At 72.5% G+C, this 24,703-nt stretch carries 20 protein-coding genes; 7 read left to right on the top strand and 13 right to left on the bottom strand.

Annotated features, from left to right (window positions below; genetic code table 11):
• Nucleotides 1-18 precede the first annotated feature (18 nt).
• Both ACFY0D_RS23470 and ACFY0D_RS23465 read right to left on the bottom strand, forming a co-directional pair.
• The gene (locus ACFY0D_RS23470; protein WP_390800013.1) at nucleotides 19-3,930 is read right to left on the bottom strand and encodes a Pls/PosA family non-ribosomal peptide synthetase; all 3,912 of its coding nucleotides are present in this window, start codon (nucleotides 3,928-3,930) and stop codon (nucleotides 19-21) included.
• A 336-nt stretch (nucleotides 3,931-4,266) separates the two neighbouring features.
• Nucleotides 4,267-4,686, bottom strand: a complete 420-nt coding sequence (locus ACFY0D_RS23465) for a Fur family transcriptional regulator (protein ID WP_390800012.1) — start codon at nucleotides 4,684-4,686, stop codon at nucleotides 4,267-4,269.
• 401 nt (nucleotides 4,687-5,087) lie between these two features.
• Here ACFY0D_RS23465 and katG point away from each other — a divergent pair, with 401 nt between their 5' ends.
• Entirely contained in the window at nucleotides 5,088-7,319 is a 2,232-nt protein-coding gene (gene katG / locus ACFY0D_RS23460; protein WP_390800011.1) for a catalase/peroxidase HPI, read from the top strand.
• Nucleotides 7,320-7,384: 65 nt separating this feature from the next.
• Here katG and ACFY0D_RS23455 read toward each other — a convergent pair whose 3' ends face one another.
• The 3 genes from ACFY0D_RS23455 to ACFY0D_RS23445 form a co-directional block, all read right to left on the bottom strand.
• Entirely contained in the window at nucleotides 7,385-8,347 is a 963-nt protein-coding gene (locus ACFY0D_RS23455) for an alpha/beta fold hydrolase (protein ID WP_390800010.1), read from the bottom strand.
• 127 nt (nucleotides 8,348-8,474) lie between these two features.
• Nucleotides 8,475-8,864, bottom strand: coding sequence for a hypothetical protein (locus ACFY0D_RS23450; protein WP_390800009.1), 390 nt, complete (start codon nucleotides 8,862-8,864; stop codon nucleotides 8,475-8,477).
• 126 nt (nucleotides 8,865-8,990) lie between these two features.
• Nucleotides 8,991-9,416 (bottom strand): secondary thiamine-phosphate synthase enzyme YjbQ, encoded by a 426-nt coding sequence (locus ACFY0D_RS23445; protein WP_301363732.1) that lies wholly within the window; start codon nucleotides 9,414-9,416, stop codon nucleotides 8,991-8,993.
• 179 nt (nucleotides 9,417-9,595) lie between these two features.
• Between ACFY0D_RS23445 and ACFY0D_RS23440 the strand changes: the two genes are divergently transcribed.
• The gene (locus ACFY0D_RS23440) at nucleotides 9,596-10,498 is read left to right on the top strand and encodes a hypothetical protein (RefSeq protein ID WP_390800008.1); all 903 of its coding nucleotides are present in this window, start codon (nucleotides 9,596-9,598) and stop codon (nucleotides 10,496-10,498) included.
• 5 nt (nucleotides 10,499-10,503) lie between these two features.
• Here ACFY0D_RS23440 and ACFY0D_RS23435 read toward each other — a convergent pair whose 3' ends face one another.
• From ACFY0D_RS23435 to ACFY0D_RS23415, 5 genes are read right to left on the bottom strand one after another with little or no spacing between them, the layout of a single operon-like run.
• Entirely contained in the window at nucleotides 10,504-11,214 is a 711-nt protein-coding gene (locus ACFY0D_RS23435; protein ID WP_390800007.1) for an ABC transporter ATP-binding protein, read from the bottom strand.
• The gene (locus tag ACFY0D_RS23430; RefSeq protein WP_390800006.1) at nucleotides 11,211-11,972 is read right to left on the bottom strand and encodes an ABC transporter ATP-binding protein; all 762 of its coding nucleotides are present in this window, start codon (nucleotides 11,970-11,972) and stop codon (nucleotides 11,211-11,213) included. The genes ACFY0D_RS23435 and ACFY0D_RS23430 overlap by 4 nt, the downstream gene beginning before the upstream one ends.
• Complete coding sequence (locus ACFY0D_RS23425) at nucleotides 11,969-12,919, bottom strand: branched-chain amino acid ABC transporter permease (protein ID WP_390800005.1); 951 nt, start codon at nucleotides 12,917-12,919, stop codon at nucleotides 11,969-11,971. The genes ACFY0D_RS23430 and ACFY0D_RS23425 overlap by 4 nt, the downstream gene beginning before the upstream one ends.
• A gap of 8 nt (nucleotides 12,920-12,927) precedes the next feature.
• Nucleotides 12,928-13,806 carry a branched-chain amino acid ABC transporter permease gene (locus tag ACFY0D_RS23420; RefSeq protein ID WP_390800004.1) on the bottom strand — a complete coding sequence of 293 codons (879 nt, stop codon included), beginning with the start codon at nucleotides 13,804-13,806 and terminating at the stop codon, nucleotides 12,928-12,930.
• Between the two features lies 1 nt (nucleotide 13,807).
• Entirely contained in the window at nucleotides 13,808-14,983 is a 1,176-nt protein-coding gene (locus ACFY0D_RS23415; protein ID WP_390800003.1) for an ABC transporter substrate-binding protein, read from the bottom strand.
• A gap of 240 nt (nucleotides 14,984-15,223) precedes the next feature.
• Between ACFY0D_RS23415 and ACFY0D_RS23410 the strand changes: the two genes are divergently transcribed.
• Nucleotides 15,224-16,858 (top strand): carboxylesterase/lipase family protein, encoded by a 1,635-nt coding sequence (locus tag ACFY0D_RS23410; protein ID WP_390800002.1) that lies wholly within the window; start codon nucleotides 15,224-15,226, stop codon nucleotides 16,856-16,858.
• A gap of 14 nt (nucleotides 16,859-16,872) precedes the next feature.
• Here the strand turns inward: ACFY0D_RS23410 and ACFY0D_RS23405 are convergent, their stop codons facing one another.
• Both ACFY0D_RS23405 and ACFY0D_RS23400 read right to left on the bottom strand, forming a co-directional pair.
• Nucleotides 16,873-17,700: a PaaX family transcriptional regulator C-terminal domain-containing protein gene (locus ACFY0D_RS23405; RefSeq protein ID WP_390800001.1), complete on the bottom strand. Its 828-nt coding sequence runs from the start codon at nucleotides 17,698-17,700 to the stop codon at nucleotides 16,873-16,875.
• 132 nt (nucleotides 17,701-17,832) lie between these two features.
• Complete coding sequence (locus ACFY0D_RS23400; RefSeq protein ID WP_390800000.1) at nucleotides 17,833-19,182, bottom strand: phytase; 1,350 nt, start codon at nucleotides 19,180-19,182, stop codon at nucleotides 17,833-17,835.
• A 335-nt stretch (nucleotides 19,183-19,517) separates the two neighbouring features.
• Here ACFY0D_RS23400 and ACFY0D_RS23395 point away from each other — a divergent pair, with 335 nt between their 5' ends.
• The 3 genes from ACFY0D_RS23395 (at nucleotide 19,518) to ACFY0D_RS23385 (ending at nucleotide 23,215) form a co-directional block, all read left to right on the top strand.
• The gene (locus ACFY0D_RS23395; RefSeq protein WP_390800083.1) at nucleotides 19,518-20,888 is read left to right on the top strand and encodes an MFS transporter; all 1,371 of its coding nucleotides are present in this window, start codon (nucleotides 19,518-19,520) and stop codon (nucleotides 20,886-20,888) included.
• Between the two features lie 144 nt (nucleotides 20,889-21,032).
• Nucleotides 21,033-21,770 carry a response regulator transcription factor gene (locus ACFY0D_RS23390; protein WP_390799999.1) on the top strand — a complete coding sequence of 246 codons (738 nt, stop codon included), beginning with the start codon at nucleotides 21,033-21,035 and terminating at the stop codon, nucleotides 21,768-21,770.
• On the top strand, nucleotides 21,767-23,215 hold the full coding sequence (locus tag ACFY0D_RS23385; protein WP_390799998.1) for an ATP-binding protein: 1,449 nt from the start codon (nucleotides 21,767-21,769) through the stop codon (nucleotides 23,213-23,215). The genes ACFY0D_RS23390 and ACFY0D_RS23385 overlap by 4 nt, the downstream gene beginning before the upstream one ends.
• A gap of 4 nt (nucleotides 23,216-23,219) precedes the next feature.
• Here ACFY0D_RS23385 and ACFY0D_RS23380 read toward each other — a convergent pair whose 3' ends face one another.
• On the bottom strand, nucleotides 23,220-24,221 hold the full coding sequence (locus tag ACFY0D_RS23380; RefSeq protein ID WP_390799997.1) for a TAXI family TRAP transporter solute-binding subunit: 1,002 nt from the start codon (nucleotides 24,219-24,221) through the stop codon (nucleotides 23,220-23,222).
• Between the two features lie 48 nt (nucleotides 24,222-24,269).
• Between ACFY0D_RS23380 and ACFY0D_RS23375 the strand changes: the two genes are divergently transcribed.
• Nucleotides 24,270-24,701 (top strand): hypothetical protein, encoded by a 432-nt coding sequence (locus ACFY0D_RS23375; protein ID WP_390799996.1) that lies wholly within the window; start codon nucleotides 24,270-24,272, stop codon nucleotides 24,699-24,701.
• Nucleotides 24,702-24,703 lie beyond the last annotated feature (2 nt).

Below are 24,703 nucleotides of genomic sequence, written 5' to 3'. Positions count from 1 at the left end.
GCGGCGCGGACGGCCCGGTCAGGACCGCCACGCCTCGATCGGATTGCCCAGCCAGCGGGTGTCGGCGGGGACGGATTCCCCGGCCATCACGAGGGATGCGGGGCCCAGTGTGCTGCGGGCCCCCACCGTGCTCCCGGGCAGGACGATTCCGCCCGGGCCCAAGGTGGCGCCCTCACGGAGCACCACAGTATCCGTCCTCAAGATCCGGTCGTGGAAGAGGTGTGTCTGCAACACACAGCCGCGGTTCACGCTGACCCCGTCGCCCAGCACGACCAGGTCCGTCTCGGGCAGCCAGTAGCTCTCGCACCACACGCCCCGGCCGATCCGGCCGCCGAGCGCGCGCAGCCACAGGGCCAGCACCGGCGTGCCGGGCACCGATCCGGCCAGCCACGGCACGGCCAGTACCTCCACGAAGGTGTCGGCCAGCTCGTTGCGCCACACGAAGCCGCTCCACAGCGGGTGCTCCCCCGTCCGGTGCCGGCCCACCAGCAGCCATTTGGCGGTCACCGCGACCGCGCAGGCGGCCACTCCGGCGGTGAGCAGGACCGCTCCGGAGAGCAGCGCGGTGCCCCAGATCCCCGGACCGCTCCGCATGATCAGCGCGCAGAGCGCCGCTGAGGTCAGCACGGCCAGGGCGACCGAGCAGAACACCGGGACGAGCCGGCACAGTTCCACCAGGCCGCGCGCCCACAGCAGCCGAGCGGGCGGCTCGTACGTCCGGCTCTGGTCGGCGCCCGCGGTGGACCGGGGAAGCCGGACGGGCGGGAGCCCCAGGTAGGAGCTGCCCTTCTTGGCCTTCTTCGGGGTGGCGGACAGCACGCCGACCAGCCCGTCGTCCGGCACGCTGCGGCCCGGGGCGGTCATGCCGGAGTTCCCGAGGAAGGCGCGGCGGCCGATCTCGGAGTGTCCGATGCGCACCCAGCCGCCGCCGAGCTCGTAGGGGGCGGTCAGGGTGTCGTCGGCGAGGAAGGCGCCTTCGCCGACGGTGGTGAGGCTGGGCAGGGCGAGCACGGTGGACACCTCGGCGCCCCGGCCGATCTTCATGCCGAGCAGCCGCAGCCATACCGGTGTGATCAGCCCGGCGTACAGCGGGAAGAGCGTCTCGCGGGACAGGTCCATCAGCTGGGTGACCGTCCAGGCCTGCCAGCCGACCCTGCTGTGCGTGGGGTGGGTTCCGGTCCGCAGGCCGAGGCTGAGCAGGCGTACGGAGACCAGCAGCAGCGCCGCGTAGGCGAACCCGAAGACGAGTGCCCCGGGCACCACGGCGAGCAGGGCTCCGCGCAGTGCTTCGGTGAGCCCGGCGCCGGCGGGCACGAAGCGGCCGGCCAAGAGCAGGGCGGGCAGCGCGGCGAGCACGGGCAGGGCGGTGAGGCCGAAGCCGGCCGCCCCGTAGGCGGCCCGCCAGGGAAGTCCGCGCGGCGGGCGTTCCCCCGGCCAGTTGTGCTTGGCCTTGCCGAGCTTTCCGGCGGGAGCGCCTGCCCAGCGCTGGCCGGTCGGGATCTGTCCGACGACGGCGGAGCCGGGGGCCACCTCGGCGCGCTTTCCGACCCGCGCGCCGGGGAAGAGGATGCTGCGGGTGCCGACCACCGCGCCCGCGCCGACCTTGATCGCGCCGATCTCCAGGTGGTCCCCGTCCAGCCAGTGGCCGCAGAGGTCCACTTCGGACTCCACGGCGCAGCCGCGGCCGAGTTTGAGCATGCCCGTGACCGGGGGCAGGGAGTGCAGGTCCACCTCGGGGCCGATCTTGGCGCCGAGGGCCCGGCCGTAGCGTTCCAGCCAGGAACCGGTGAGGGACGTGGCGCCGGCGCATTCGGCCAGCCGCTCGGCCGTCCACAGCCGCAGGTGCACGCTTCCGCCGCGCGGGTGGCGTCCGGCCTGCACGCCGCGCAGCAGGAGGCGGGCGCCGCCGGCCGCGATCGCGAGACGGCCCGGCGGGCTGTACAGCAGCAGCGCGCCTGCGGCGACGAGCCACCAGGAGGCGGTCGGCGCCCACGGGAAGGTCCCGAAGCCGTGCAGGACGTTGCCGAGGGCCAGCAGGGCGACCGTCCAGCGCAGGCCCACCAGGGTGAACAGCGGGAGCAGCAGGAGCGACTGCGCCACCTGGGAGCGCAGCGGGACCGGTGCGACGGTACGGGCCGCTCCGTCGCCCTGGGCGGACTTCTCCAGGTGCCGGGCCAGCTTGCGCAGGGTGGGCTGCTGATAGATGTCGAGGACGGCCGCGCTCGGGTAGCGGGTGCGCAGCCGGGTGGTGAGCTGGGCGGCGGCGAGGCTGCCGCCGCCGATCGCGAAGAAGTCGTCGGCGGCGCCGGTGACGGTCACGCCGAGGGTCTCGCTCCACTGTTCGGCGAGCCAGGCCTCGGTCCCGTAGAGCTGCTCGGTGGGGCCGGAGGTCTCCAGGTCGGGCAGTGGCCAGGGCAGCGCGTCGCGGTCGACCTTGCCGGAGGTGCGGGTGGGCAGCTCGGCGACGGGCGCGAGCAGGGGGACGAGGGCGGCGGGCAGCTCGGCGCGCAGCCGGGTGACCGCTGCCGCGTGGTCCCAGCCGTCCTGGGTGACGAGGTAGCCGACGAGCAGCTGGTTGCCGCTGCGCGCGGTGCGGACGGCGGCGGCCGCGCCGGCGACGCCGGGCAGGGCCTGGAGCGCGGCGTCGACCTCGCCGAGCTCGATCCGGCGGCCGCCGAGCTTGATCTGTTCGTCGGCGCGGCCGAGGAAGACCAGGCCTTCCGGTTCGGCGCGCACGAGGTCGCCGCTGCGGTAGGCGCGCTGCCAGCCGAGGGATTCGAGCGGGGCGTACTTCTCGGCGTCCTTGTCGGGGTCGAGGTAGCGGGCGAGGCCGACGCCGCCGATCACGAGCTGGCCGCTGCCGCCCATGGGTACGGGTTCACCGGACTCGTCGACGACGGCCAGTTCCCAGCCGTTCAGCGGGAGGCCGATACGGATCGGCTCCTCGCCGGTCAGGAGGGCGGCGCAGGCGACGACGGTGGCCTCGGTGGGGCCGTAGGTGTTCCAGACCTCGCGGCCTTCGGTGACCAGGCGCTGGGTGAGCTCGGGCGGGCAGGCCTCGCCGCCGAAGATCAGCAGCCGGACCTCGTTGAGCGCGTCGGGCTCCCAGAGGGCGGCCAGGGTGGGCACGGTGGAGACCACGGTGATCTCCTGGTCGACGAGCCAGGGGCCGAGGTCCGCGCCGCTGCGCACCTGGGAGCGGGGTACGGGCACGAGGCAGGCGCCGTGGCGCCAGGCCAGCCACATCTCCTCGCAGGAGGCGTCGAAAGCGACGGACAGTCCGGCCATGACCCGGTCGCCGGGGCCGATCGGCTCCTCGGCGAGGAACAGCGCGGCCTCGGCGTCGACGAAGGCGGCGGCGCTGCGGTGGCTGACGGCGACGCCCTTGGGCTTGCCGGTGGAGCCGGAGGTGAAGATGATCCACGCGTCGTGCTCGGGGCCGGGGCGGGAGGCGGCGGCGCGGGGGCCGGGCTCTGCGGGCCGGCCGGAGTGGATGCGCTGTCCGCCGCCGAGCACCGCCCGGACCCCGGCCTCGCCGAAGACGAGGTCGGCGCGCTCGTCCGGGTCCTCGGCGTCGACGGGTACGTAGGCGGCGCCCGCGGCGAGGACGGCGAGGACGGCCACGTACAGCTCGTTGGTCCCGGACGGTACGCGGACGCCGACGCGGTCTCCGAGGCCTACTCCGGCGGCCGCGAGGGCCCGGCGCCGGCGCTCGACCTCGATGGCGAGCGCCCGGTAGGTCAGTCGGGTGGTTCCGTCGTCGAGGGCGAGCTCGTCGGGGTACGTCCGTACGGTGGCCTCGAAGACGTCGACGAGGGTGCGGGTGGGGGCGGCGGGCCCGGCGGTGAAGCGGGCGGACTTGCCGTACTCCTCCTGCGTCTCCCCGTCGTCGAGCAGAGTGAGTTCACCGCGCTCAGGTGTGACTGCCATCGGCCCTCGCGTCTCGTTCCCGGCATCATCCGGGTCGCGGGCGGAGCCCGGGTCTGCCCAGGTTGTTCCGGCCCAGCGCCAAACAACCCACCAGTCTAGTGCGGTATCAAGGATTTTCTTGTTGAAGCCTTGCGCGTGGCCGGTAAGAGACGGTATTACGACCCCCGAATGCGGGGTGCTCGCGCCTTCCGGGGGTCCGTGCCGACGGCGATCGAGGACTCGCAAACCGTCTGCGGTATGACCGATCATGTCGCGCCCGGGCGGCGCTTTCTCCACGGCGGCGCCGGGACTGCGCGGCTGAGGAGGACCGGGGCGCGGGGCGCCCGCGCCCGCGTACTAGGCCCCGTCGGCGCAGTCCGGGCACAGGCCGCGGTAGGTGACCTCCACCCCGGACACGGTGAAGCCGAAGCGCTCGTCCGCCGGGAGTCCGGCCAGGGGGTCGTCCGTCGGGTGGACGTCGCGGATGAGGCCGCAGGCGGAGCACACGAGGTGCTGGTGCGGATGGTGCGCGTTGGGGTCGTAGCGCTTCGCCCGGCCGTCGGTGGTGACCTCCACGACCTCGCCGAGGGCGACCAGCTCACCCAGGGCGTTGTAGACCGTCGCACGCGAGATCTCCGGCAACCGCCGGGCCGCACGCGCGTGCACCTCGTCCGCCGTGAGGTGCACATGGTCGCCGTCGAGGACCTCCGCGACCACGCGCCGCTGGGACGTCATCCGCCAGCCACGCCCGCGCAATCGCTCCAGCAGGTCACTCATATCGGCCCACCTATTCAGGTTCGACGGGGTGCCCCGAAGTTTATCGGCGGACATCCGGGATCCGGTCGAACGTGGACCTGATGTCCTTCTTGACTTGGATTCCGTCCATCGTAGGATCGGTTCCGTAGATAGCCAAGAGACAGGAAGACTCCAGAGCGGCAGGTGACAAGGACGTGACGGATCACCGCCGAGGAGCTGCCCGGTGCCGGCACGTGTGTACCGGCCGCCGGCGTCCCACTGCGCGCAACCGTCCGGGACGGTGACCCCTCGGCGTCAAGGCGATCGACGAGCGCCGAGCGCCGAGCCCATTCATCTTGGGGCCCTGCGCCCCGGCTGTTCCCTCGCATTCAGTCGCATTCAGTTCCTGAACACCGTGATCCGCCTGGTACGGAAGGATTCCCATGTCTGAGAACCATGATGCAATCGTCACAGATGCCAAGCCGGAGGGTGGGGACGGCTGTCCGGTAGCCCACGGGCGAGCCCCGCACCCGACCCAGGGCGGCGGAAACCGCCAGTGGTGGCCTGAACGGCTCAACCTGAAGATCCTCGCCAAGAACCCCGCCGTCGCGAACCCCCTCGGTGAGGAGTTCGACTACGCCGCGGCCTTCCGGACCCTCGATCTTCCCGCCGTCAAGCGGGACATCGCGGACGTGCTGACCACCTCCCAGGACTGGTGGCCCGCCGACTTCGGCCACTACGGGCCGTTCATGATCCGTATGGCCTGGCACAGCGCGGGCACCTACCGGATCAGCGACGGCCGCGGGGGCGCCGGGGCCGGCCAGCAGCGTTTCGCCCCCCTCAACAGCTGGCCGGACAACGGCAACCTCGACAAGGCCCGCCGTCTGCTGTGGCCGGTCAAGCAGAAGTACGGCCAGAGCCTCTCGTGGGCCGACCTCATGATCCTCACCGGCAACGTGGCCCTGGAGTCGATGGGCTTCGAGACCTTCGGCTTCGGCGGCGGCCGCCCGGACGTCTGGGAGCCCGACGAGGACGTCTACTGGGGCCCCGAGACCACCTGGCTCGACGACGAGCGCTACACCGGCGACCGCGAGCTGGAGAACCCCCTCGGCGCGGTCCAGATGGGCCTCATCTACGTCAATCCGGAGGGCCCGAACGGCAACCCCGACCCGATCGCCGCGGCGCGCGACATCCGTGAGACCTTCCGCCGGATGGCGATGAACGACGAGGAGACGGTGGCCCTGATCGCGGGCGGCCACACCTTCGGCAAGACCCACGGCGCGGGCCCGGCGGAGAGCGTCGGCGCCGACCCCGAGGCCGCCCCGATGGAGGCGCAGGGCCTGGGCTGGGCGAATTCCTTCGGCACCGGCAAGGGTGGCGACGCGATCACCAGCGGTCTGGAGGGCATCTGGACCAACACCCCGATCACCTGGGACAACACCTTCTTCGAGATCCTGTTCGGCTATGAGTGGGAGCTGTTCAAGAGCCCGGCCGGGGCGTTCCAGTGGCGGCCGAAGGACGGCGCCGGGGCGGGCACCGTGCCCGATGCCCACGACCCGTCCAAGACCCACGCCCCGACGATGCTGACGACCGACCTGTCGCTGCGGGTCGACCCGGCCTACGAGCAGATCTCGCGGCGCTTCCTCGCGAACCCCGCCGAGTTCGCCGACGCGTTCGCGCGCGCGTGGTTCAAGCTGACCCACCGCGACATGGGCCCGCTCGTCCGCTACCTCGGCCCGGAGGTCCCGACCGAGACGCTGCTGTGGCAGGACCCGCTCCCCGAGGTGACGCACGAGCTCGTCGACGCCGCCGATGTCGCCGTGCTCAAGCGGCAGGTCCTCGCCTCGGACCTGTCGGTGTCCCAGCTCGTCTCCGTCGCGTGGGCCTCGGCCTCGTCCTTCCGCGGCAGCGACAAGCGCGGCGGCGCCAACGGCGGTCGGATCCGGCTCCAGCCGCAGAGCGGGTGGGAGGTCAACGACCCGGACCAGCTGGCCGGGGTGCTGCGCACCCTGACCGGGATCCAGGAGTCCTTCAACTCCGCCCAGAGCGGCGGCAAGCGGATCTCGCTCGCGGACCTGATCGTGCTGGCCGGCGCGGCCGCCGTCGAACAGGCCGCCAAGGACGGCGGGTTCGCCGTGCAGGTGCCCTTCGCCCCGGGCCGCGCGGACGCCACGCAGGAGCAGACGGACGTGGAGTCGTTCGCCGCGATGGAGCCGGTGGCCGACGGGTTCCGCAACTACCTCGGGAAGGGCAACCGGCTGTCGGCCGAGTACCTGCTGCTCGACCGGGCGAACCTGCTGACCCTCAGCGCGCCCGAGATGACGGTCCTGGTCGGTGGTCTGCGCGTGCTCGGCGCGAACCACCAGCAGTCTCCGCACGGTGTCTTCACCACGACGCCCGGGTCCCTCACCAACGACTTCTTCGTCAACCTGCTCGACCTGGGCACCACGTGGTCGTCGACGTCCGAGGACGCGAACGCGTTCGAGGGCCGCGACTTGGCCACAGGGCGGGTCAAGTGGACCGGCACCCGCGCCGACCTCGTCTTCGGGTCGAACTCGGAGCTGCGCGCCCTCGCGGAGGTCTACGCGAGCGACGACGCGAAGGCGAAGTTCGTGAAGGACTTCGTCGCGGCGTGGCACAAGGTGATGAACCTCGACCGGTTCGACCTGGCCTGAGCCTGACGTCCGGGCCGGCCCCGCCGGCCGGCCCGGACACCCGGCACGCGGCACCCGCGGCCGGTCTACGACTCCGCGTGGACGCGGCCCACGACGAGCCGGACGGCGCTGATCGTCAGGTCGGGATCGTGCACCTGTACGTAGTGATCGCTCCCGGTGGCCAGGAGGTGCGGGGTCTGGGACCCCAGCCCCACCAGCTTCTGCTGGACCTGGGGCCAGGCCCGCTCAAGGGTGTCCAGCAGGTCCTTCGGGCCGCCCGGCGGGGCGGCGAAGGGTTCCGTCTTGCTGAGGACGGCCATGGGGACCGCGGGCAGCGGGTGCGCGGCGGTGACGGAATCGATCGAGCCGTCGATGTCCACCCTCTCGAATGCGGGTTCCGCGTCGAAGGGCGTGCCGGGCCGGTCGAGCAGCGTGCGGTACGCGGCCCACCGCGCGCCGAAGAGGGCGCGGATGTCCGTACCGAAGGCGTCGACGAAGACCAGGCCCGCCGTCTTCCCGGGATGCCGCTGGGCGTACAGCCGGGTGATCATCCCGCCGAAGGAGTGGCCGACCAGCACATAGGGGCCCGGCAGGCGCGCGGATGTCAGCAGCTTGTCGAGATCGTCGGCCATCGCGGTGAGGGAGCGGGTGCCGTCGACCGGTGTGCTGCGGGTGGTGAGCGCCGGCGGGTCGGTGTACCGGACGGTTCCGGGCCGGTCGTAGACGCAGACCCGGGTGAACTCCGCGACGCCGGGAAACACCGCCGGGGATTTCGGTACGGGCGGCCGGGTGTCGGTGAAGGTCCAGGTGTCGGAGGAGTCGTGCAGCCCGGATTCCAGCAGGACGAGGGGGCTGCCGCTGCCCTTGCAGCTGAGATGGATCTTCCGGCCGCCGCCCACCTCGACCTGGCCGGAGAAGTCGCCGGAGGACGGTACGGAGGAGGCCGCGGGCGATGGGCCGCGCAGCGCCGAGGGTCTGCCGCACCCCGCCACGGCGGCCAGTACCGCCAAGGCCACCACGGCGGGCAGGAGCGGAATTCGGTGTCGCATCGGCTCTCCGGGTCCCTCGTCGGTGCCCCTCCCCCGTCTCCCCCGATCATCCGGCACGAGGGGCCGCGCGCCCGGCATTCGCCGAACGGGGAGTCGCGGCCCCTCGCTCCCGGTCTGCCGCTGCGGCCTACGCGCCGGCGCCGGAGGCCACCAGGGCCATCTCCCGTTCCACGGCGTCGAGTTCCTCCTTCCGGTCCATGAGCACCAGCTGCTCCCGGTAGCGGTCCAGCGCCTTGATGAGCAGGAGATCCCTGGCCGGCTCCATGGCGTACACGCGGCGGGCGGCGGCGACGGCCTCGGCCCGCAGGGCCAGTGCGGTCTCGGGCAGGTGCGCGAAGTCCTGGCGGCTGTATTCGTACAACGCCTCGGCGAGCAGCGGCAGATACGCCAGCGGACTCACCTGGACGAGCACGCGGTAGGCGGCGACCTCCTGCCGGGCCGGCAGGGTCTGTGATCCCAGGAGGGCAACTCGGGCTCGGAGTACCGCGTCGTGACTGGCGTGCGCTGAGTAAGTCATGACGGTGATTCTGAAAGCCGCACAGGGGTCCGAACAAGGGCAATCCGCTGTGCCCTTGGTCCTACGAAAACGGCCTCTGACCTGTCATGATTGATACGTGTTCACCCCTGTGACCCACAGGGCGGGTCAGCAGCCGAAGAAGGACAGGCGGACCTGACGCCGGGGATTGTCGCGGTTGGTGTCCACGAGGGTGACGGACTGCCAGGTTCCGAGCTCCAGCAATCCGTCGATCACGGGCAGCGTCGCGTGGGGCGGGACGATCGCGGGCAGTACGTGGTCCCGGCCGTGGCCGGGGGAACCGTGCCGGTGCCGCCAGCGGTCATCGGCCGGCAGCAGGGAGGCCAGGGCCTTCAGGAGGTCGTCGTCGCTGCCCGCTCCCGTCTCGATGACGGCGAGTCCGGCGGTCGCATGCGGCGTGAAGATGTTGAGCAGTCCGCTCCGGCCCCGCGCCACCTCTCCGAGGAAGGACGCGCAGGCGTCGGTCAGGTCATGGACGGTCTCCCGGTCGCCGGTCGTCACGTCGATGGTGCGTGAGGCAAAGATGTCGGCCATGACTGCATCCTTGCGCCCGGCCTGCCCGCCGGCCCGCAACCTCGGCCGGTGTCGGCCGACCGGCCAGGCTTACGATGATCGCAGGGGGCGCGATCCGTCCCCGCTCACGCTCCGGGGGGATTCGTGACCGAGGTGACCGGCCGGCCCGTACGCCGTCCACCGCTCGTCCAGGACGAGGAATGACGGAGGGGGAGATCAGGGCCTTGGCGCAGGAGCTCGTCGCGCTCGACGTGGCGGCCGGGGCGCGGTGGGCGGTGGGGAGGGCGCTGGGGGCCGTACGTACGGTCGGCCGGAGTCGGCCGCTGCCGCAGGACGGCGCGGAGCGGGCGGCGCGTGCCGAGCTGTACCAGGTCGCCGCGTGGATCGCCTTCGACGCCGAACGGCACGGCGTCTCGCGGCGGCTCCATCTGCGGGCCCTGGAGCTGGCCCGGAGCGACCGGGCGGAACGACCGGACGCCGCCGTGGAGCCGCTGATCCTCGCGGTGCTGGCGATGCAGGAGGAGCACCTGGGGCGGCCCGAGAGCTCCTTGCGGATCGCCTCGTCCGTGCTGGCCCGCGAGGAGCCTCCCGGCCGGGTCGCGGCGATCTTCCACGTACGGGCGGCGCGCGCACTGGCCCGCATGGGGAACGGGCCGCGAGCCCTGCGGGCCCTCGGGACCGCCGCCGAGCTCCTCGCCGACCCGCCCACGGGCCGGGATCCGGCCTGGGCCTGGTGGTTCGACCGGCACGAACTGGACGGCCACCACGGCCTGGCGCGGGCAGCGCTCGGCGACCTGGGCGCGGCGGCTGCCCTCCTCCACGACGCGGCGCACGCCGGCGGCGACGGTGGCCCCGCCTACCGGGTGCTGTTCGCCGCGGAACTCGCCCGGGTGCAGGCCCTGGCGGGTGACTGGCGCGGGGCCGACACGGCCATGGCCGCCCTGATGGACGGGGTGCCCGCCGTCGGGTCCGTGCGCGCGCTGCGGGTCATGGGCCGGACCGCCCGGCTCGTCGAGGACGGCCGTCGCGTCCCGCGCCGTACCCGTGACACGGCCCGCCACCTCGCCCTGGCCCTGCGCGACACCAGAACCGGCGCCGGATGAACGGGTCAGTCCACACCCAGCAGTCGTCGGCGGTCGCCCGGACTCGATGCGAACTCGGCGCAGGCCGCCCGGTGGACGATGCTCCCCTTCTGCATGACGGCGACGTGCCCGGCGACGGAGAGGGCGAGCCCGAGGTTCTGTTCGACCAGGACGACCGTCATGCCCTCGGCGCTCACCTCCCGGATCACCTCCCCCACCTGGGCGACGATCGCGGGCGCCAGGCCGTCGGACGGTTCGTCGAGGAGCAGCAGGCGCGGATTGCCCAGCAGGGCCCGGGCGATCGCCAGCATCTGCTGTTCGCCTCCGGAGAGTTCGTCGCCCCGGTGCCCGAGCCGCTCCCCCAGTCGCGGCAGCAGGTCGAGGATCCGCGCCCGGGTCCACGGCCCGCGCGCGGGGCGGCGCCGTGCGGCGATCGCGAGGTGCTCCGCCACGGTCAGCGGGGCGAACACCCGGCGTCCCTGGGGTACGACGCCCACTCCGGCCCGGGCGATGACGTCGACGCGGGCCCCGGCGAGCTCCCGGCCGTCGAGGGTGACGCTGCCTTCGTAGGGCCGGACGAATCCCATGACGGTCGAGATGAGGGTGGTCTTCCCGACCCCGTTGCGCCCGAGGACGGCAATGATCCCGCCCTCCTCGGCATCGAGGTCGACGCCGCCGAGGACCACTCCCCCGGCGTAGCCGGAGCGCAGGCCGCGTACGCGGAGGAACGGCTTCACGAGGTGACCTCCGTGGTGCCCAGGTAGGCCTGCTGGACCTCGGCGGAGGCCCGCACGTGATCGGGTGTGCCGGTGGTGAGGTGTCGGCCGAGGTGCATGACGGTGACGGTGTCGGCGAGCTCGAAGACCATGTCGAGGTCGTGTTCGATGAGCAGGACGGTCACCTCTTCGGGCAGTGCGGCGATCAGCTCGGTGAGCCGCTCCGTCTCCGCCTGGGACATGCCGGCGGCGGGTTCGTCCAGGAGCAGCAGCCGGGGTTCGGTCGCCAGGGCGACGGCGACCTCCAGTTGCCGCCGTTCGCCGTGTGAGAGGGCGCCCACCACGAGGTCGTGCCGATCGGGCAGGCCCACGCGTTCCAGCAGCGTGCGCGCCCGGGCGAGATCCGCGGCCCTGGCACTCACCCTCCGCCATCCGCCGAGCCCTGTGCCGGTGCGGAGCAGTGCGGCGAGCAGGACGTTCTCCAGCACGGTCTCCCGCATGAAGAGGCTGGAGTGCTGGAAGGTCGCGGCCGTGCCCAGTCCCACCCTGCGGTGCACGGGCAGCCGGGTCACGTCCCGCCCGTCCAGGAGGATGGTTCCGGGGCCGGCCGCCAGAGTGCCGGAGATGAGGCCGAACAGGGTCGACTTTCCGGCACCGTTGGGTCCGATGATCGCGTGCCGCGCGCCGGGGCGCACGGTGAGGGACACCTCGTCGACGGCGGTGAAGGACCCGAAGTGCTTGGACACCCGGCGCAGTTCCAGTAGGTCGAGATCGCTCACGCCGTCCTCTTCCGGCTCGGCTGGTGCGGGAGCCGTACGCCGGCCAGTCCGCGGGGCAGGGTGTACACGGCGGCGACGAAGAGCAGTCCGAGCAGCAAGGGGCCGTGTCCGGCGACGGCTTCGAGGTTGCCGAGGTAGTCGCGGGTGAGCCAGATGAGCGCGGCCGCGGCGCAGGCCCCCCAAATCGAGCCCGCGCCGCCGATGACCACGGCCAGCAGCGCGAGGGCGGCGATCTCGAAGCCTGCGTCGCCTGGTGAGACGAAGCGCTGCACCGAGACCCACAGCGAACCGGCGGCGCCGGCGAGCGCCGCGGCGCCGCAGTAGACGGTGAGCGCGTAGCGCCGGGTGGGGTAGCCGATCGCCTTCATACGGGGCTCGTTGTCGCGGATTCCGCGCAGGGCGAGGGCGAAGGGGGTCGAGCCCAGGCGGGTGACGGCCGCGAGCAGGAGCAGGAAGACGGCCAGTACGTAGAAGTAGACCAGCCCGTCGAGCTCCAGCGCGGGGGTGCCGGGCAGTGGCACCACGGGCGGGACACCGGATATCCCGTCGGTGCCGCCCGTCACCGGTTTCCAGTTGACGGCGGCGCTGTAGACGATCTCGCCGATGGCCAGCGTCAGCATGAGGAACACCACGCCGCGGGCCCGGACGGCGAGCCACCCGGTCGGCACGGCCACCAGCGCGGAAGCCGCCGCGGCGATGAGGAGTTGGAGCGGTCCGACGTCGGTGAGGCTCTTGGCGGTGATCGCCGCGGCGTAGGCGCCGACACCGAAGTAGGCGGACTGGCCGAGGGTCGGCAGCCCGGTCAGCCCGGTGAGCAGGTTCACGCTCAGCGCGAGCAGGGCGAACACCAGGATCCGCGACAGGGTGGCGACGGCGTACGGGCCGAGCAGGAAGGGGGCCAGGGTGAGCCCGAGGAGTACGGCGGTGCCGATCGCCCGGGATGTCATGGGTGTGCTCATGTGCGTACCGCCGGGGCGACCAGGCCGTGCGGGCGGACCACGAGCACCGCCAGCATGGTGCCGAAGAGGAGGAAGGGCGCGTACTGCGGGAGCAGTGCCACCCCGAGCGTCTGGACCTGACCGATGAGCAGTGCCCCGGCGAGGGCGCCGCGCACGGATCCGAGGCCCCCGACGACCACGACGACGAGCGAGAGGACGAGCACGCTCTCGTCGACGCCCGGCCCGGGGCCCAGGATCGGCGCACCGAGGACGCCGCCGACCGCTGCCAGGGCGGCGCCGAGCGCGAAGACCCCGTAGAGCACCTTGCGGATGTCGACGCCCTGGGCGCGGACCATGTCCCGGTCGGCGACGGTGGCCCGGACGAGGGCTCCGAGCGAGCTGCGCTCGAAGACCAGGTGAACGAGGACGGCGAGGCAGGCCGCGACGGCGATGAACACCAGCCGGTACACCGGATAGGTGTGGCCGAGCAGGTCCACCGTCCCGCGCAGCGGTGCCGGCGGGTCCGTGGGCAGCACCTCCCCGCCGAAGGCCGCCGCGAGGAGGTCGGCGACGATGAAGGTGATGCCCAGGGTGAGCACAGCCTGGTCCAGGTGCCCGCGCCGGGCCAGCGGCCGGGTGAGCCAGGTCAGGGCCGCTCCCCCGAGGGCGCCCAGCAGCGCGCCGGCCGTGAGGGCGAGGAGCAGGCCCGGAAGGGTTCCGTCGGAGAGTGCGTAGGCGGTGTAGGCCCCGCCGAGGTAGAGGGTGCCGTGCGCCAGGTTGAGGACGTCCATCATGCCGAAGACCAGGGAGAGGCCGACCGCGATCGTGAACAGCAGCAGTCCGAAGGCGATCCCGTCGACGACGCTGACGAGGTTGCCGTCCAGCCATCCGGCCATGTCAGCCGCCCAGTCGGCCGAGGTCGCCGGCGACGGTGTTGGCGCCCAGCTTCACCTCGCGCAGGTACCAGGGCTGGATCGGCGTGCCGCCGCTGTTGAACCGCCAGGTGCCCCGCGGGCTGTCGATGTCCCCCACCGTGGAGATGGCGGCGTTGACGGTCTCCGGGGTCACGGTTCCACCGGCTGCCTCGATCGCCTTGTCGAGCACCTGCGCCGCGTCCCATGAGGCCATCGCGTAGGTGGTCGGGTCCGTGCCGTGGGCGGCCCGGTAGGCGGGTGCGAACTGCCGGTTGGCGGTGTTGTCCAGGTCGGCGCTGTAGTTGAGGGCCGTGAGGATGCCTTCGGCCGCGTCCCCCTGTCCCTTGAGCACGCCGCCCTCGGTGAGGAAGCCGGGTGCGTAGAGCGGGATCTTTCCGGCCAGTCCGAAGTCGCGGTACTGCTTCACGAAGTCGACGGCCGCGCCGCCTGCGTAGAAGCAGAAGACCGCCTTCGCCCCGGAGTTCTCGATCTGGGAGAGGTAGGGCTGGAAGTTCTTGGTGCCCGGGAACGGCGTGTACACCTCCTCCCCCGCGATCTTGCCGCCGGCGGGCAGGAAGGTGGACTTGAAGCCCTCGATCTCGTCCTTGCCGGCCTGGTAGCCCGCGGCGACGAGGAAGACCGGGCCCCCGGCCCGCTCGGCGACGTGCTTGCCGAGCGCCTTGCCCGGCTCGTCGTTGACGTACGAGGTGCGCCAGATGTATTTGGTTCCGGTCAGGGTGGTGGGCGAGGCGTTCGAGCCGACGAGCGGGATCCGGCTGCTCTCGAACAGGTCCTTGACCCCGTTGACGGTGGCCGAGCTCACCACTCCGCTGACCGCCAGGACCCGGTCCTGCTTGACGAGTTTCTCCGCCGCCGCCTTGCCCGAGTCGGCCGTCTCTCCCTCGTCCGCGATCACGATCTGCACCTCGCGGCCGCCGAGCCTGCCGCCGTGCTGCCGGAGGTAGAGCTCGAAGCCCTGCTTCATGTCGTCGCCGAGTGCCTTGTAGGTCCCGGACTGCGGGACGAGGAGCCCGATCTTCACGGGCCCGGTCTGCTTGTTGTCGTCACCCGTGCCCAGGCTCGCACCGCCGCATCCCGTGGCCAGCAAGAGGCCTGTGGTGACGGTGATCAGAACCAGGGGGCGAAACCGACCTGCCATGGAGACTCCGTACGTTGTCAACCGGTCTTCGCGGACCGGATGGTGCTCCTGAGGTGACACGTGTCTATCGCGTAATTGCGACGCTCGTCAAGACTTCTCAAGATAGACGCCGGAGAGTCGCCGGAGAGTCGCCGCACCCCTTGACCCGAGCCGCGCGCATGCCGTAACACTAGCCATCGTCAATTTTGCGCCATACCACTTCGGTGGGCGAATCCACGATCCGTCAGGGAGTGAAGCACCATGACCGACGATCCATCACGGCGCAGAATCCTCCGGAACACCGGGGTGCTGACCGGCGCCGCACTGCTCACCGGCATCCCCGGCGGACCGGCCGGCACGGCACAGGCCGCACCGCCCGCGGGCGGGTCCTCGCCCGTCGTCGAGCTGCCCGCGGGGCGGCTCCGCGGAGCCGTCGAGGGCGGGCTCACCGTGTTCAAGGGCGTGCCCTACGCGGCGCCCCCGGTCGGAGCCCTGCGGTGGCGCCCCGCCCAGCCCCATCCCGGCTGGGCGGGGACGCGTGACGCGACCGCCTTCGGGCCGAGCGCCCCGCAGCTCTACCGGGAGGGCGGCGACGCGGTGCTCGGCACTCACGGCGCTCCCCCCTTCAGCGAGGACTGCCTGACGCTCAACGTATGGACGCCCGGAGCCGACGACGCCCGGCGGCCGGTGATGGTCTGGATCCACGGCGGCGGCTTCATCTCCGGATCGGGCTCCCTGCCCAACTACTCCGGCGAGACCTTCGCCCGCGACGGCGACCTCGTCGTCGTGACCCTCAACTACCGGCTCGGCCCGCTGGGATACCTCTACTTTGGTGAGGACGGCGCAGGCGGGAACTTCTGGTTCACCGACCAGCTCGCCGCACTGCGCTGGGTACGGGACAACATCGCCGCGTTCGGCGGCGACCCGGACAACATCACCCTCGCCGGACAGTCCGGCGGAGCACTGTCGGTGGCCGCGCTCGCCGGGGCCCGGCCCGCCGGCCGCCCGCTGTTCCGGCGCGCCATCCTGCAGAGCCCGCCGCTCGGCCTGCAGATCCCCACCCGCGCGGAGTCACTGCAGCGCAGCGCCACCTACCTCGACATCCTCGGTGCCAGGAACGTGGCGGAACTGCGGGCGCTCCCCTGGCCCCAGCTGATCGGTGCCACGATCGAGATGTTCCGGAGGACCGGACGCTGGGGGTACTGGTCGACGCCGTTCCTGCCGGTGCTCGACGAGGTGACGCTGACCCGCGGCCCGGCCGATCTGCTGCTCAGCGGCCCCGGGGCGGACATCGACCTCCTCATCGGGTGGACCAGGGAAGAGGCCGCCTTCGCCTTCGCGCTGAGCGAGCCGTACGCCGCCGCCACCAAGGAACAGGTGCTCGCCAGAGCGCGGGACACCTTCGGGGCCCGGGCGGCGGAGGCCTACACCGCGTACGAGGAGGCCCGGCCGGGGGCCCGCCCGGTCGACGTGCTCATGGACCTGATCGGCGACGATCTGTTCCGCATGCCCGGCATCGACCTGGCCGAGCGGCGGGCGGCCCGCGGCCGGCCGGTCTGGGCGTACCAGTTCGACCTCCCGACGCCCGCGCACGGCGGCCAGCTGGGCGCGGCGCACTGCCTGGAGCTGCCGTTCGTGTTCGACAACTTCGACAAGTGGTCCCAGGCTCCGTTCCTGGCGGGGCTGAATCCCCGGATCCGTGACGGACTCGCCAAAGCCGTGCACGCGTCGTGGATCTCCTTCATCCGGACCGGCGATCCCAACCACCGTCCGATGCCGAACTGGCCACGCTACGAACGCGGTTCCCGGACAACGATGAGCCTGGACTCGGTCACCGGCACCGTCGACGACCTCGCCGGGTACTGGCGGCGCCTGCACCGTCCGACGGCGCGGTAGTCCGTCGCTTGCGGTCAGGCCTCGGCCAGGCCGGTGACCTCCTGCACGTGGCGCAGGCTGGGCGGGGCGAGCACCTCGTTCAGCTGCTGGAAGATCTGCCGCGCGGCCACCGCGTTCCAGTCTTCGGGGAGCAGCTCGGCGGGCAGCCCGGGGTCGAGGTAGGGCAGGCGGCGCCAGTGGGTGAGCATCGGGACGTAGTGGCGGAAGGCCTCGGCGCCGTCGATGGCGGGCCGCTCGGTCAGGCTCGCGGCGACGGGGCCGTAGGCCTCGGTGAATCCGGCGTACTGCTCCTCGATCGCCGGGAAGTCCCACCACGAGCTGACCGTGCCGGGCAGGTCGCTGAAGGCCGCGTATTCGGCGGCGAACAGGTGGACGTAGTCGCTGAGCCCGAGCCGGACGAGCATGTCGCGGGCGTCGCCGAGGAGACGGCCGGGCGCCAGCCACACGCCCGGGGCGATGTTCCCGAAGCCGAGCCAGGTCAGCCGGGTGCGCAGCTGGTAGCGGTAGGAGCGCTCGGATTCCGGTACGGAGAAGACGGCCATGGCCCAGCCGTCGCTCAGCTTCGCCGGTTCCAGGCTGCCGAAGATGCGCCGGTCGCCCTCGTCGAAGACGGGCTGCGCGCCCGGGCTGAGCCGGTAGCCGGTGGCCCCCCGGCGCTCCGGTTCGAGGACGCCCTTCTTCTTCAGCCGGGAGATCGCCGAGCGCGCCGCCGGACCGTCCACGTCCAGCTCGGACAGCAAGGTGATCAGGTCGGCGACCGAGATCCAGCCGCCGAGGCGGCGCAGGAACGCCCCGTAGACCGTGTTGATCAACGAGCTGGGCCTGAGGGGACTGTCCGCCATGATCGCCTTCCGTCGTATGCGGTGGTGATCCTATCGACCGGGGCGAACGCGGCGCCGCCCAGGTCACGGTCCCGGGCGGCGGGGTCAGAGGCGGGCGGCGTCAGAGGCGGACGGGGTCAGAGGCGGATGGGGTCAGAGGCGGGCGGCCCGCTTCAGCCGGCCCAGGTCCACGAACTTGAAGTCGGTGTCCGTACGGGCCTCCCCGTCGGGTCCCGTGGTGGCGGGGGTGTTGTGGCCGTCCTGGACGACCAACAGTCCGTTCGGGAACTTCTTGCCCAGCGGCGCGCTGGTGACGGCGGCGCCGTCGCACTCCTGCGATCCGTCCGGCGAGCCGGGCGTCGCACCGTCGCCGATGCGGAAGCCGCGGACGTACGCGTTGCCGTGCTCGCGGTCGAAGACGGCGAAGGTGTCGTCGCCCTGGCTGGACGCGAGCAGGTAGCCGCCGTGGCCGGGGTGCTCCGGGTCGCGCCAGATGGTCAGGCCTTCCACGTCGGCGGAGACGTGCCTGCCGCCGAAGCCGGGGTCCGCGCCCGCGTCGCACTCCTGCGTCCCGGGGTTCCAGGTGCCGGGCACGCCGAAGGAGCGGACCTTCTCGATGAGGCGGGCGGGCGAGCGCAGGTCGGCGTCGAGCTTCCAGATGCCGACGTCCTCCTGACCGGCGTAGAGGTCACCGGTGTCGGGATCGACGACCATGCCCTCGACCTGGGGCCGCTCGCCCGGTTCGCCGCACGGCGTCCAGCTCTTCCCGTTCGGCAGGGTGAAGGAGGCGGGCAGCGAGGTGGTGCGGACGGTGCGGTAGCCGACCTTGCCCTGGGCGTTGGGCAGCAGTTCGGCCAATGCGAGATCGGTGGCGTGGCGCCGGCTGGTGACCGCGTACGAGCGGCCGCTGCGGCGGTCGGTGTAGGCGGCCAGGCCGTAGGCGGTCCGCTGGTCGTTGACCTCGTCCTGGCCGCCGGAGAAGACCTGCGGGGCGGCGGCCTCGTCGGTGACGTCGACCAGCGGGGCGGCGGGCCGCTTCGGGTCGATCCGGTAGACGCGCAGCTGGTCGCGGCCGCGGTCGGAGACGACGGCCACGTCGTGGCGGCCGTCCGGGAAGCGGAGTCCGGTGATCAGGTCGACGTTGTTGAAGCGTCCGGGCTTGTCGCCGTCCCTCGGCGGCGCGGGCGCGGGCAGGGCCTGCACCTGGCGTCCGTCCAGGTCGTAGACGCGCAGACCGCCTTCCTTGGCGGTGGCGATGACCAGACTGGCGTCAGGGTTCTTGGCATTGCGCCAGATCGCCGGGTCGTCGGCGTTCGCGTTGCCGCCGGCCTCGTCATCGAAGAGGGAGGGCGTCTCGACGGAGGCCGCCACCCGGGGCAGCGACGGTGCGGTGCCGCCGTGGGCCGCCTCGGCGTGCGCCGGTCCGGCGATCACGCCCAGGGCCACCATGGCCGCCGCGGCCACGGCCACGGCCGGGGTCCGCCTGCTCGGGATCACGCGCATCTTGCCTCCTGTTGGGGGGTACGGGGTGGGGCCGGCCGCGTGCTGGCCGGGGTCTTCCGGCGTTCGGCGGCGGGCCGCCCCCACCGTGGGCCACGTGCGGGTGACGACCATGGAGCAGGCATGACGTGCGCATGACTGAACGGTGAAATCCGGCGGCCCCGGGGCTTTCCCAGGAGCTTTCTTAGCGGAACGTTAGATCTGCGTGGCGGACCTTGTCCCGGTACGGCGGCCGCCGCATGCTCTGGACACTCCCCCATCGCCGGGGCAGTTCTACCGCCCCCCAGTCCCCCATCAGGGAACTTCCTTCTGGAGCCGCCATGTCCCCGTCCGTCGTCATGCCCGCGCCGCCGCCCGGGGACGAGCGCAGGAAGCGCCGTCTCGCCCTGGTCGGCGGCTCGCTCGGCAATCTCGTCGAGTGGTACGACTGGTTCGTCTACGCGAGCTTCGCGATCTACTTCGCCGACTCCTTCTTCCCCGGCGAGAACCCGACCACCCAGCTGATGAACACGGCGGGGATCTTCGCCGTCGGCTTCCTGATGCGGCCCGTCGGCGGGTGGATCCTGGGCCGTGCCGCCGACCGGCACGGGCGCAAGAGCGCGCTCACCCTCACCGTCACCATGATGTCGGTGGCCGCCCTGCTGATCGCCGTCGCCCCGACCTACGGCCAGGCCGGGTACTTCGGCGCCCTGGTGCTGCTGCTCGCCCGGCTGCTCCAGGGGATGAGCATCGGCGGCGAATACGCGGCCAGCGCCACGTACCTGACGGAGGCGTCGGCCCGGAACCGGCGCGGGCTGGGCTCGTCCTTCCAGTACGTGTCCATGACCTGCGGCCAGCTGCTCGGACTGGGCATTCTGATCACCCTTCAGCACACCCTGACCACGGCCCAGTTGCAGAGCTGGGGCTGGCGGCTCCCCTTCCTCCTCGGGGCGTTGTTCGCGGTGGTCGTCTTCTGGCTGCGGCGCCGCCTGCAGGAGACCGACGCGTTCAAGGAGGAGTCGGCGGCGCCGGGCGAGGACGCCCACGACGACAGCACGCGCGGCACGCTGAAGGCCCTGTGGCAGTACCGGCGGCAGGCGGGGCTGGTCATGGCGCTCACCCTCGGCGGCACCGTGGCCTACTACACCTACACCACCTACCTCACCAAGTACCTGGTCGGCAGCGCGGGCATGGAGAAGACCACCGCCACGCTCGTCAGCTTCACCGCGCTGACCCTCTTCGCCGTGCTGCAGCCCTTCGCCGGCATGCTGTCCGACCGGATCGGCCGCCGGCCCCTGCTGATCACCTTCGCGGTGGGCTGCACCGTCGGCACGTACCCGATCATGACCGCGCTCGGATCGGCGTCCTCGTACTGGTCCGCGCTCGGGCTGTCCCTGCTGGCCCTGGTCATCATCACCGGCTACACGTCCATCAACGCGGCGGTCAAGGCCGAGCTGTTCCCGACCCGGGTGCGCGCGCTGGGCGTGGCGCTGCCGTACGCGATCGCCAACGCGCTGTTCGGCGGCACGGCGGAGTACGTGGCGCTCTGGTTCAAGAACAGTGGGCACGAGACCATGTTCTTCTGGTACGTCTCCGGATGCGCGCTGATCTCCCTCGTGACGTACGTGCTCATGCCGGACACCCGCAATGCCGCGCTGAGCCGTGCCGAGGCCGACGGCGAGACCGAGCGGGAGCGGCCTGCGCCGGCTCCCGCCGAGGCGGCACGCTGATCCGACCCCGTGGCGCGGTGCGTCGGCTCCCGTAAGCTGCTGCGCCGGGTCACGGGAATCCGGACACGGAGGCTCCGGTCATGGGGCCTCCGTCATGAGGCCTCCGTCATCGGGGCTCCGGTCACAGGTCGCGAGGGACTGTCTATGCACGCGCTTCTCGTCGAGGACGACGATCGCATGGCCCAGGCCCTTGGCACGGCCCTCGCCCAGCGCGGGCACTCCGTCCGCCGGGTGGGGCGCGCCCTGGACGCCCTGCGGCACGTCCGCGAGGCCGAGTTCGTCCTGCTGGACCTGGGCCTTCCCGACCTCGACGGGCTGGAGCTGCTGCGGCGGCTGCGTACCGTCTGCGACGCGCCGCTGATCGTGGTGACCGCGCGCTGCGAGGAGCGCGACATCGTCCAGGGGCTGCGGGCGGGGGCCGACGACTACGTGGTCAAGCCGTTCCGGATGGCCGAGCTCATGGCGCGGATCGACTCCGTACGGCGCCGGACGGACCCGCACCCGGGCCGTCCGGAGCCCGCCCCGACCGGGTCCCGGCCGGTGCGCGCCGGCGATGTCGAGGTGGACCTCGCGGGTCGCACCGTCACGGTGGCGGGCGCCGGTGTACGCCTCACCCGACGCGAGTTCGACGTGCTCGCCTTCCTGGCCGCCCGCCCGGACGAGGTGCATTCCCGCGAGGTGATCCTGGACCGGATCTGGGGTGACGCCTTCCTCGCGGCTTCCCGCTCCCTGGACGTCCATGTGGCGGGCATCCGCGCCAAGACCGGCCGCTCCGGCCTGGTGCGTACGGTCCGGGGGTTCGGCTACCAGCTCGGCTTCCCGGCCCCCGCACCCGGTCCGGACCCGGACACGGCACCGGACGCGCGGGGCGGTGAGCGGTGAGGCGCAGGCTGCTGGCGGTGCTGATGGTGCTCATGGGGGCGGCGGCGCTGCTGCTCTGCATCCCCCTGGCCGATGCCTACGCACGCGGGCGCACCGAGCACCTCCTCCTGCAACGGCGCTCGGAGGCCGTACGCTTCGCCGACCTCGCCGACCGGATGCGCACAGCCGCCGACCGGGCGGAGCTCTCGGCCGAGATCGGCCGCTACGCCCAGCTGTACGGAGCCGGGGTGGCCGTGGTCGACTCCGCGGGGGCGACGGTGGCCCGGGCCGGGACCGGACCTGCGGCGGAGGCCGCCACGGACGCGGCCACCGACGCCGCCACGGACGCCGGTTCCGCCGCGGGCGGCTCCTCCGAGGGGGCGGAAGCCCGTCGCCGTGCCCTCACCGGCCGCTCGACCGACCGGCTGCCCACCCTGCGCCCGTGGGGACCGCGCACCGTCGTGCTGGCCGAACCGGTGGGCCGGGACGAGCGGGTGAGCGGGGCCGTCCTGATGGCCGTGCCCACCGAGGCCGCGCGCCGGGACGTGACCGTCCGCTGGTCGCTCATCGCCACCGGCGCGTTCGGCGCCTTCTCGGCAGCCGCCCTGGTCGCGGCCGGGATCACACGCTGGCTGATGCGCCCGGTACTGGACCTGGACCGGGCGGTCGGGCGACTGACCGCCGGCAGCCTGCAGGCCAGGGCTGTGTCCGACACCGGTCCGCCGGAGCTGCGCCGTCTGCGCCGGCACTTCAACACCATGGCGGAGGCGATGGCCGACTCCATCGGCCGCCAGCGCGACTTCGTCGCCGATGCCTCCCACCAGCTGCGCAATCCGCTGGCCACGCTGGTGCTGCAGCTGGAGAACGTCGAGCCGCACATCGCACCCGGGCCGGGCCTGGCCGAGCACGGCCGCGCACTGGACGAGGCGGAGCGCCTGGAGGAGCTGCTCGACGGCCTCCTGGCACTGGCCCGTGTGGAGTCGGGCACCGCGGAGCTGGGCGACGAGGACGTGTCGCGGGCGGTACGGGACCGGGTGACGGCCTGGACCCCGGTCTTCCGGGCCGCGGGAGTGGAACTGGTGGCCACCGGCCTCGCGCAGGGCCTGCGGGCGCGCGCCCTGCCCGACGCGGCGGGCCGGATCCTCGACGCGCTCCTCGACAACGCCGTGAAGTTCGTCCCGCGCGGCGGCCGCGTCGAGGTGCGCGCCACGCACGCGGCCGGCGCGAGCGGCGTCGCCGTCGTACGGGTCGCGGACGACGGCGCGGGCGTGCCGGAGGAGCAGCTGCCCTTGCTGCTACGCCGCTTCGCGCGCTCCCCGGAGCACCAGAACGTGCCCGGCAGCGGCCTGGGGCTGGCCATCGCCGACGAGATCGCCCGGATCAGCGGCGGCCGGCTCGTCGTCCGCGGCAATGAGCCGCACGGCCTGGTCGTGGAGTTCCGGCTGCCGTCCTCTCCCCCTGAGTGAGGTCTCAGCCGTACACCGACCGGTAGTGGGCGACCGCGCCCGGGTGGAGCGGCACCTCGCCGGTCGAGATGGCGAAGCGGGGCTCCAGCCGGGCCCCCGCCGTCACCTCCCGCAGCAGGTCGCGCCACCGCTCGAACACCACCTGCAGCAGGTCACGCACCGCGCCCTGCGGTACGTCGGCCCGGGCCAGGAGGTAGTTGCCGACCCCGATGGTGCCCACCGGCTCCGTCAGCCCGTACACGCCTGCCGGCAGCGTGACCGCGGTGTAGACGGGGCCGTAGCGCTCCCTCAGCGCGCCGACGTGGGCGTCGAGCGGCAGGAAACGCAGCGGCCGCTCGCGCGCCAGGTCCGCCAGGGCCGGGGTGGGCACCCCTCCGGACCAGAACAGCGCGTCGACCGAGCCCTCGCGCAGGGCGCTCACCGAGGCGGCGAGGCCCAGCTGCCGCTCGTCCGCCGCCGACGGCGGTGCGGGTGCCGGTGCGGGTGCGGGTGCCGGTGCGCCGCTCAGCCCGGCCGCCCGCAGGGCGCGTTCCGCCACCACCTGTACCCCCGAGCCCGCCGCGCCCGCCGCGACCGGACGCCCGGCGAGATCCCGCACCGAGCGCACCGGCCCGTCCGCCGGGACGAGCAGGTGCGTGTAGTTCACGTAGACCCTGGCCAGGGCCGTCGCGGCGGTCGGCCGGGGGAACGGCTCCCGCCCCAGCACCGCGTCCTCGGCCACGTCCGCCATGGCCAGAGCCAGCTCGACGCTGCCGTCGTCCAGCTTCCGCAGGTTGTCCACGCTGGCCGCGGTGCTCACCGGGACGATCTCGATCCGGCGTCCGCTCGCGGCCACGGCCTGCGCGAGGGCCTGCCCGAACGCGTTGTACGGCCCGCCCTCGGGGCCCGTGGCGAGCCGTAGCCGACGTACCGGTCCGGAATCCCCCGAGCAGCCGGCCGACACCCCCGCCAGGACCCCGAGGCCGAGGCCCATCACCCGCCGTCTGGTCACTTCTGCGCTGGTCACGGCGGAAGCCTAGGCCGGATGTCAAGCCCCGGGATTTCGGGTCGTGACGTGTTCTTTTCCGTCCATTTCCCTGGGAGGGGGAATTCCTCGATCGAATGGGAGAAACTCATGCACATTGCGACGATCCTCGCCGCCGCCATCGCGGCATTCGCCGGCATCATCAACATCCGGCATCTCTCGAAAATCGGCTGCCGAGACCGATACATCCTCCCGACACTCCTCGACCACGGAACCGTTCCATTCTGGATCGAACTCTCCTACGGGTTCGCGTTGGGCGTGAGCCTGGTCGTGCTCAACAACGTGCTGCCGCTGTGGGCGAGTCTCGCCGTACTCTTGGCGGCGGTAGTGCCTCCCACGGAACTGGTACGCGGCCGCCACAACCACCGGGTCGAAACGTCACCACCTCGGCCGGTCGGAAAGACAGCAGCCCTTAAGCCCGCCCGGCCCGGTGTCGCCACGTCACGAGAAGGGGACCGATGACG

Origin of the sequence: Streptomyces sp. NPDC001502, from assembly GCF_042894785.1 — a bacterium.
In the GTDB taxonomy this organism is placed as follows: domain Bacteria; phylum Actinomycetota; class Actinomycetes; order Streptomycetales; family Streptomycetaceae; genus Streptomyces; species Streptomyces kutzneri.
Note: the sequence above shows the minus strand (reverse complement) of the source record. Positions and strands in the feature narration are given on the sequence as shown.

Coding starts and splice junctions, on each gene's coding strand:
- ACFY0D_RS23470 (WP_390800013.1), bottom strand. CDS start 3,930: ATGGCAGTCACACCTGAGCGCGGTGAACTCACTCTGCTCGACGACGGG.
- ACFY0D_RS23425 (WP_390800005.1), bottom strand. CDS start 12,919: ATGACATCCCGGGCGATCGGCACCGCCGTACTCCTCGGGCTCACCCTG.
- katG (WP_390800011.1), top strand. CDS start 5,088: ATGTCTGAGAACCATGATGCAATCGTCACAGATGCCAAGCCGGAGGGT.
- ACFY0D_RS23415 (WP_390800003.1), bottom strand. CDS start 14,983: ATGGCAGGTCGGTTTCGCCCCCTGGTTCTGATCACCGTCACCACAGGC.
- ACFY0D_RS23465 (WP_390800012.1), bottom strand. CDS start 4,686: ATGAGTGACCTGCTGGAGCGATTGCGCGGGCGTGGCTGGCGGATGACG.
- ACFY0D_RS23395 (WP_390800083.1), top strand. CDS start 19,518: ATGCCCGCGCCGCCGCCCGGGGACGAGCGCAGGAAGCGCCGTCTCGCC.
- ACFY0D_RS23420 (WP_390800004.1), bottom strand. CDS start 13,806: ATGGCCGGATGGCTGGACGGCAACCTCGTCAGCGTCGTCGACGGGATC.
- ACFY0D_RS23450 (WP_390800009.1), bottom strand. CDS start 8,864: ATGACTTACTCAGCGCACGCCAGTCACGACGCGGTACTCCGAGCCCGA.
- ACFY0D_RS23445 (WP_301363732.1), bottom strand. CDS start 9,416: ATGGCCGACATCTTTGCCTCACGCACCATCGACGTGACGACCGGCGAC.
- ACFY0D_RS23455 (WP_390800010.1), bottom strand. CDS start 8,347: ATGCGACACCGAATTCCGCTCCTGCCCGCCGTGGTGGCCTTGGCGGTA.
- ACFY0D_RS23440 (WP_390800008.1), top strand. CDS start 9,596: ATGACGGAGGGGGAGATCAGGGCCTTGGCGCAGGAGCTCGTCGCGCTC.
- ACFY0D_RS23405 (WP_390800001.1), bottom strand. CDS start 17,700: ATGGCGGACAGTCCCCTCAGGCCCAGCTCGTTGATCAACACGGTCTAC.
- ACFY0D_RS23400 (WP_390800000.1), bottom strand. CDS start 19,182: ATGCGCGTGATCCCGAGCAGGCGGACCCCGGCCGTGGCCGTGGCCGCG.
- ACFY0D_RS23390 (WP_390799999.1), top strand. CDS start 21,033: ATGCACGCGCTTCTCGTCGAGGACGACGATCGCATGGCCCAGGCCCTT.
- ACFY0D_RS23410 (WP_390800002.1), top strand. CDS start 15,224: ATGACCGACGATCCATCACGGCGCAGAATCCTCCGGAACACCGGGGTG.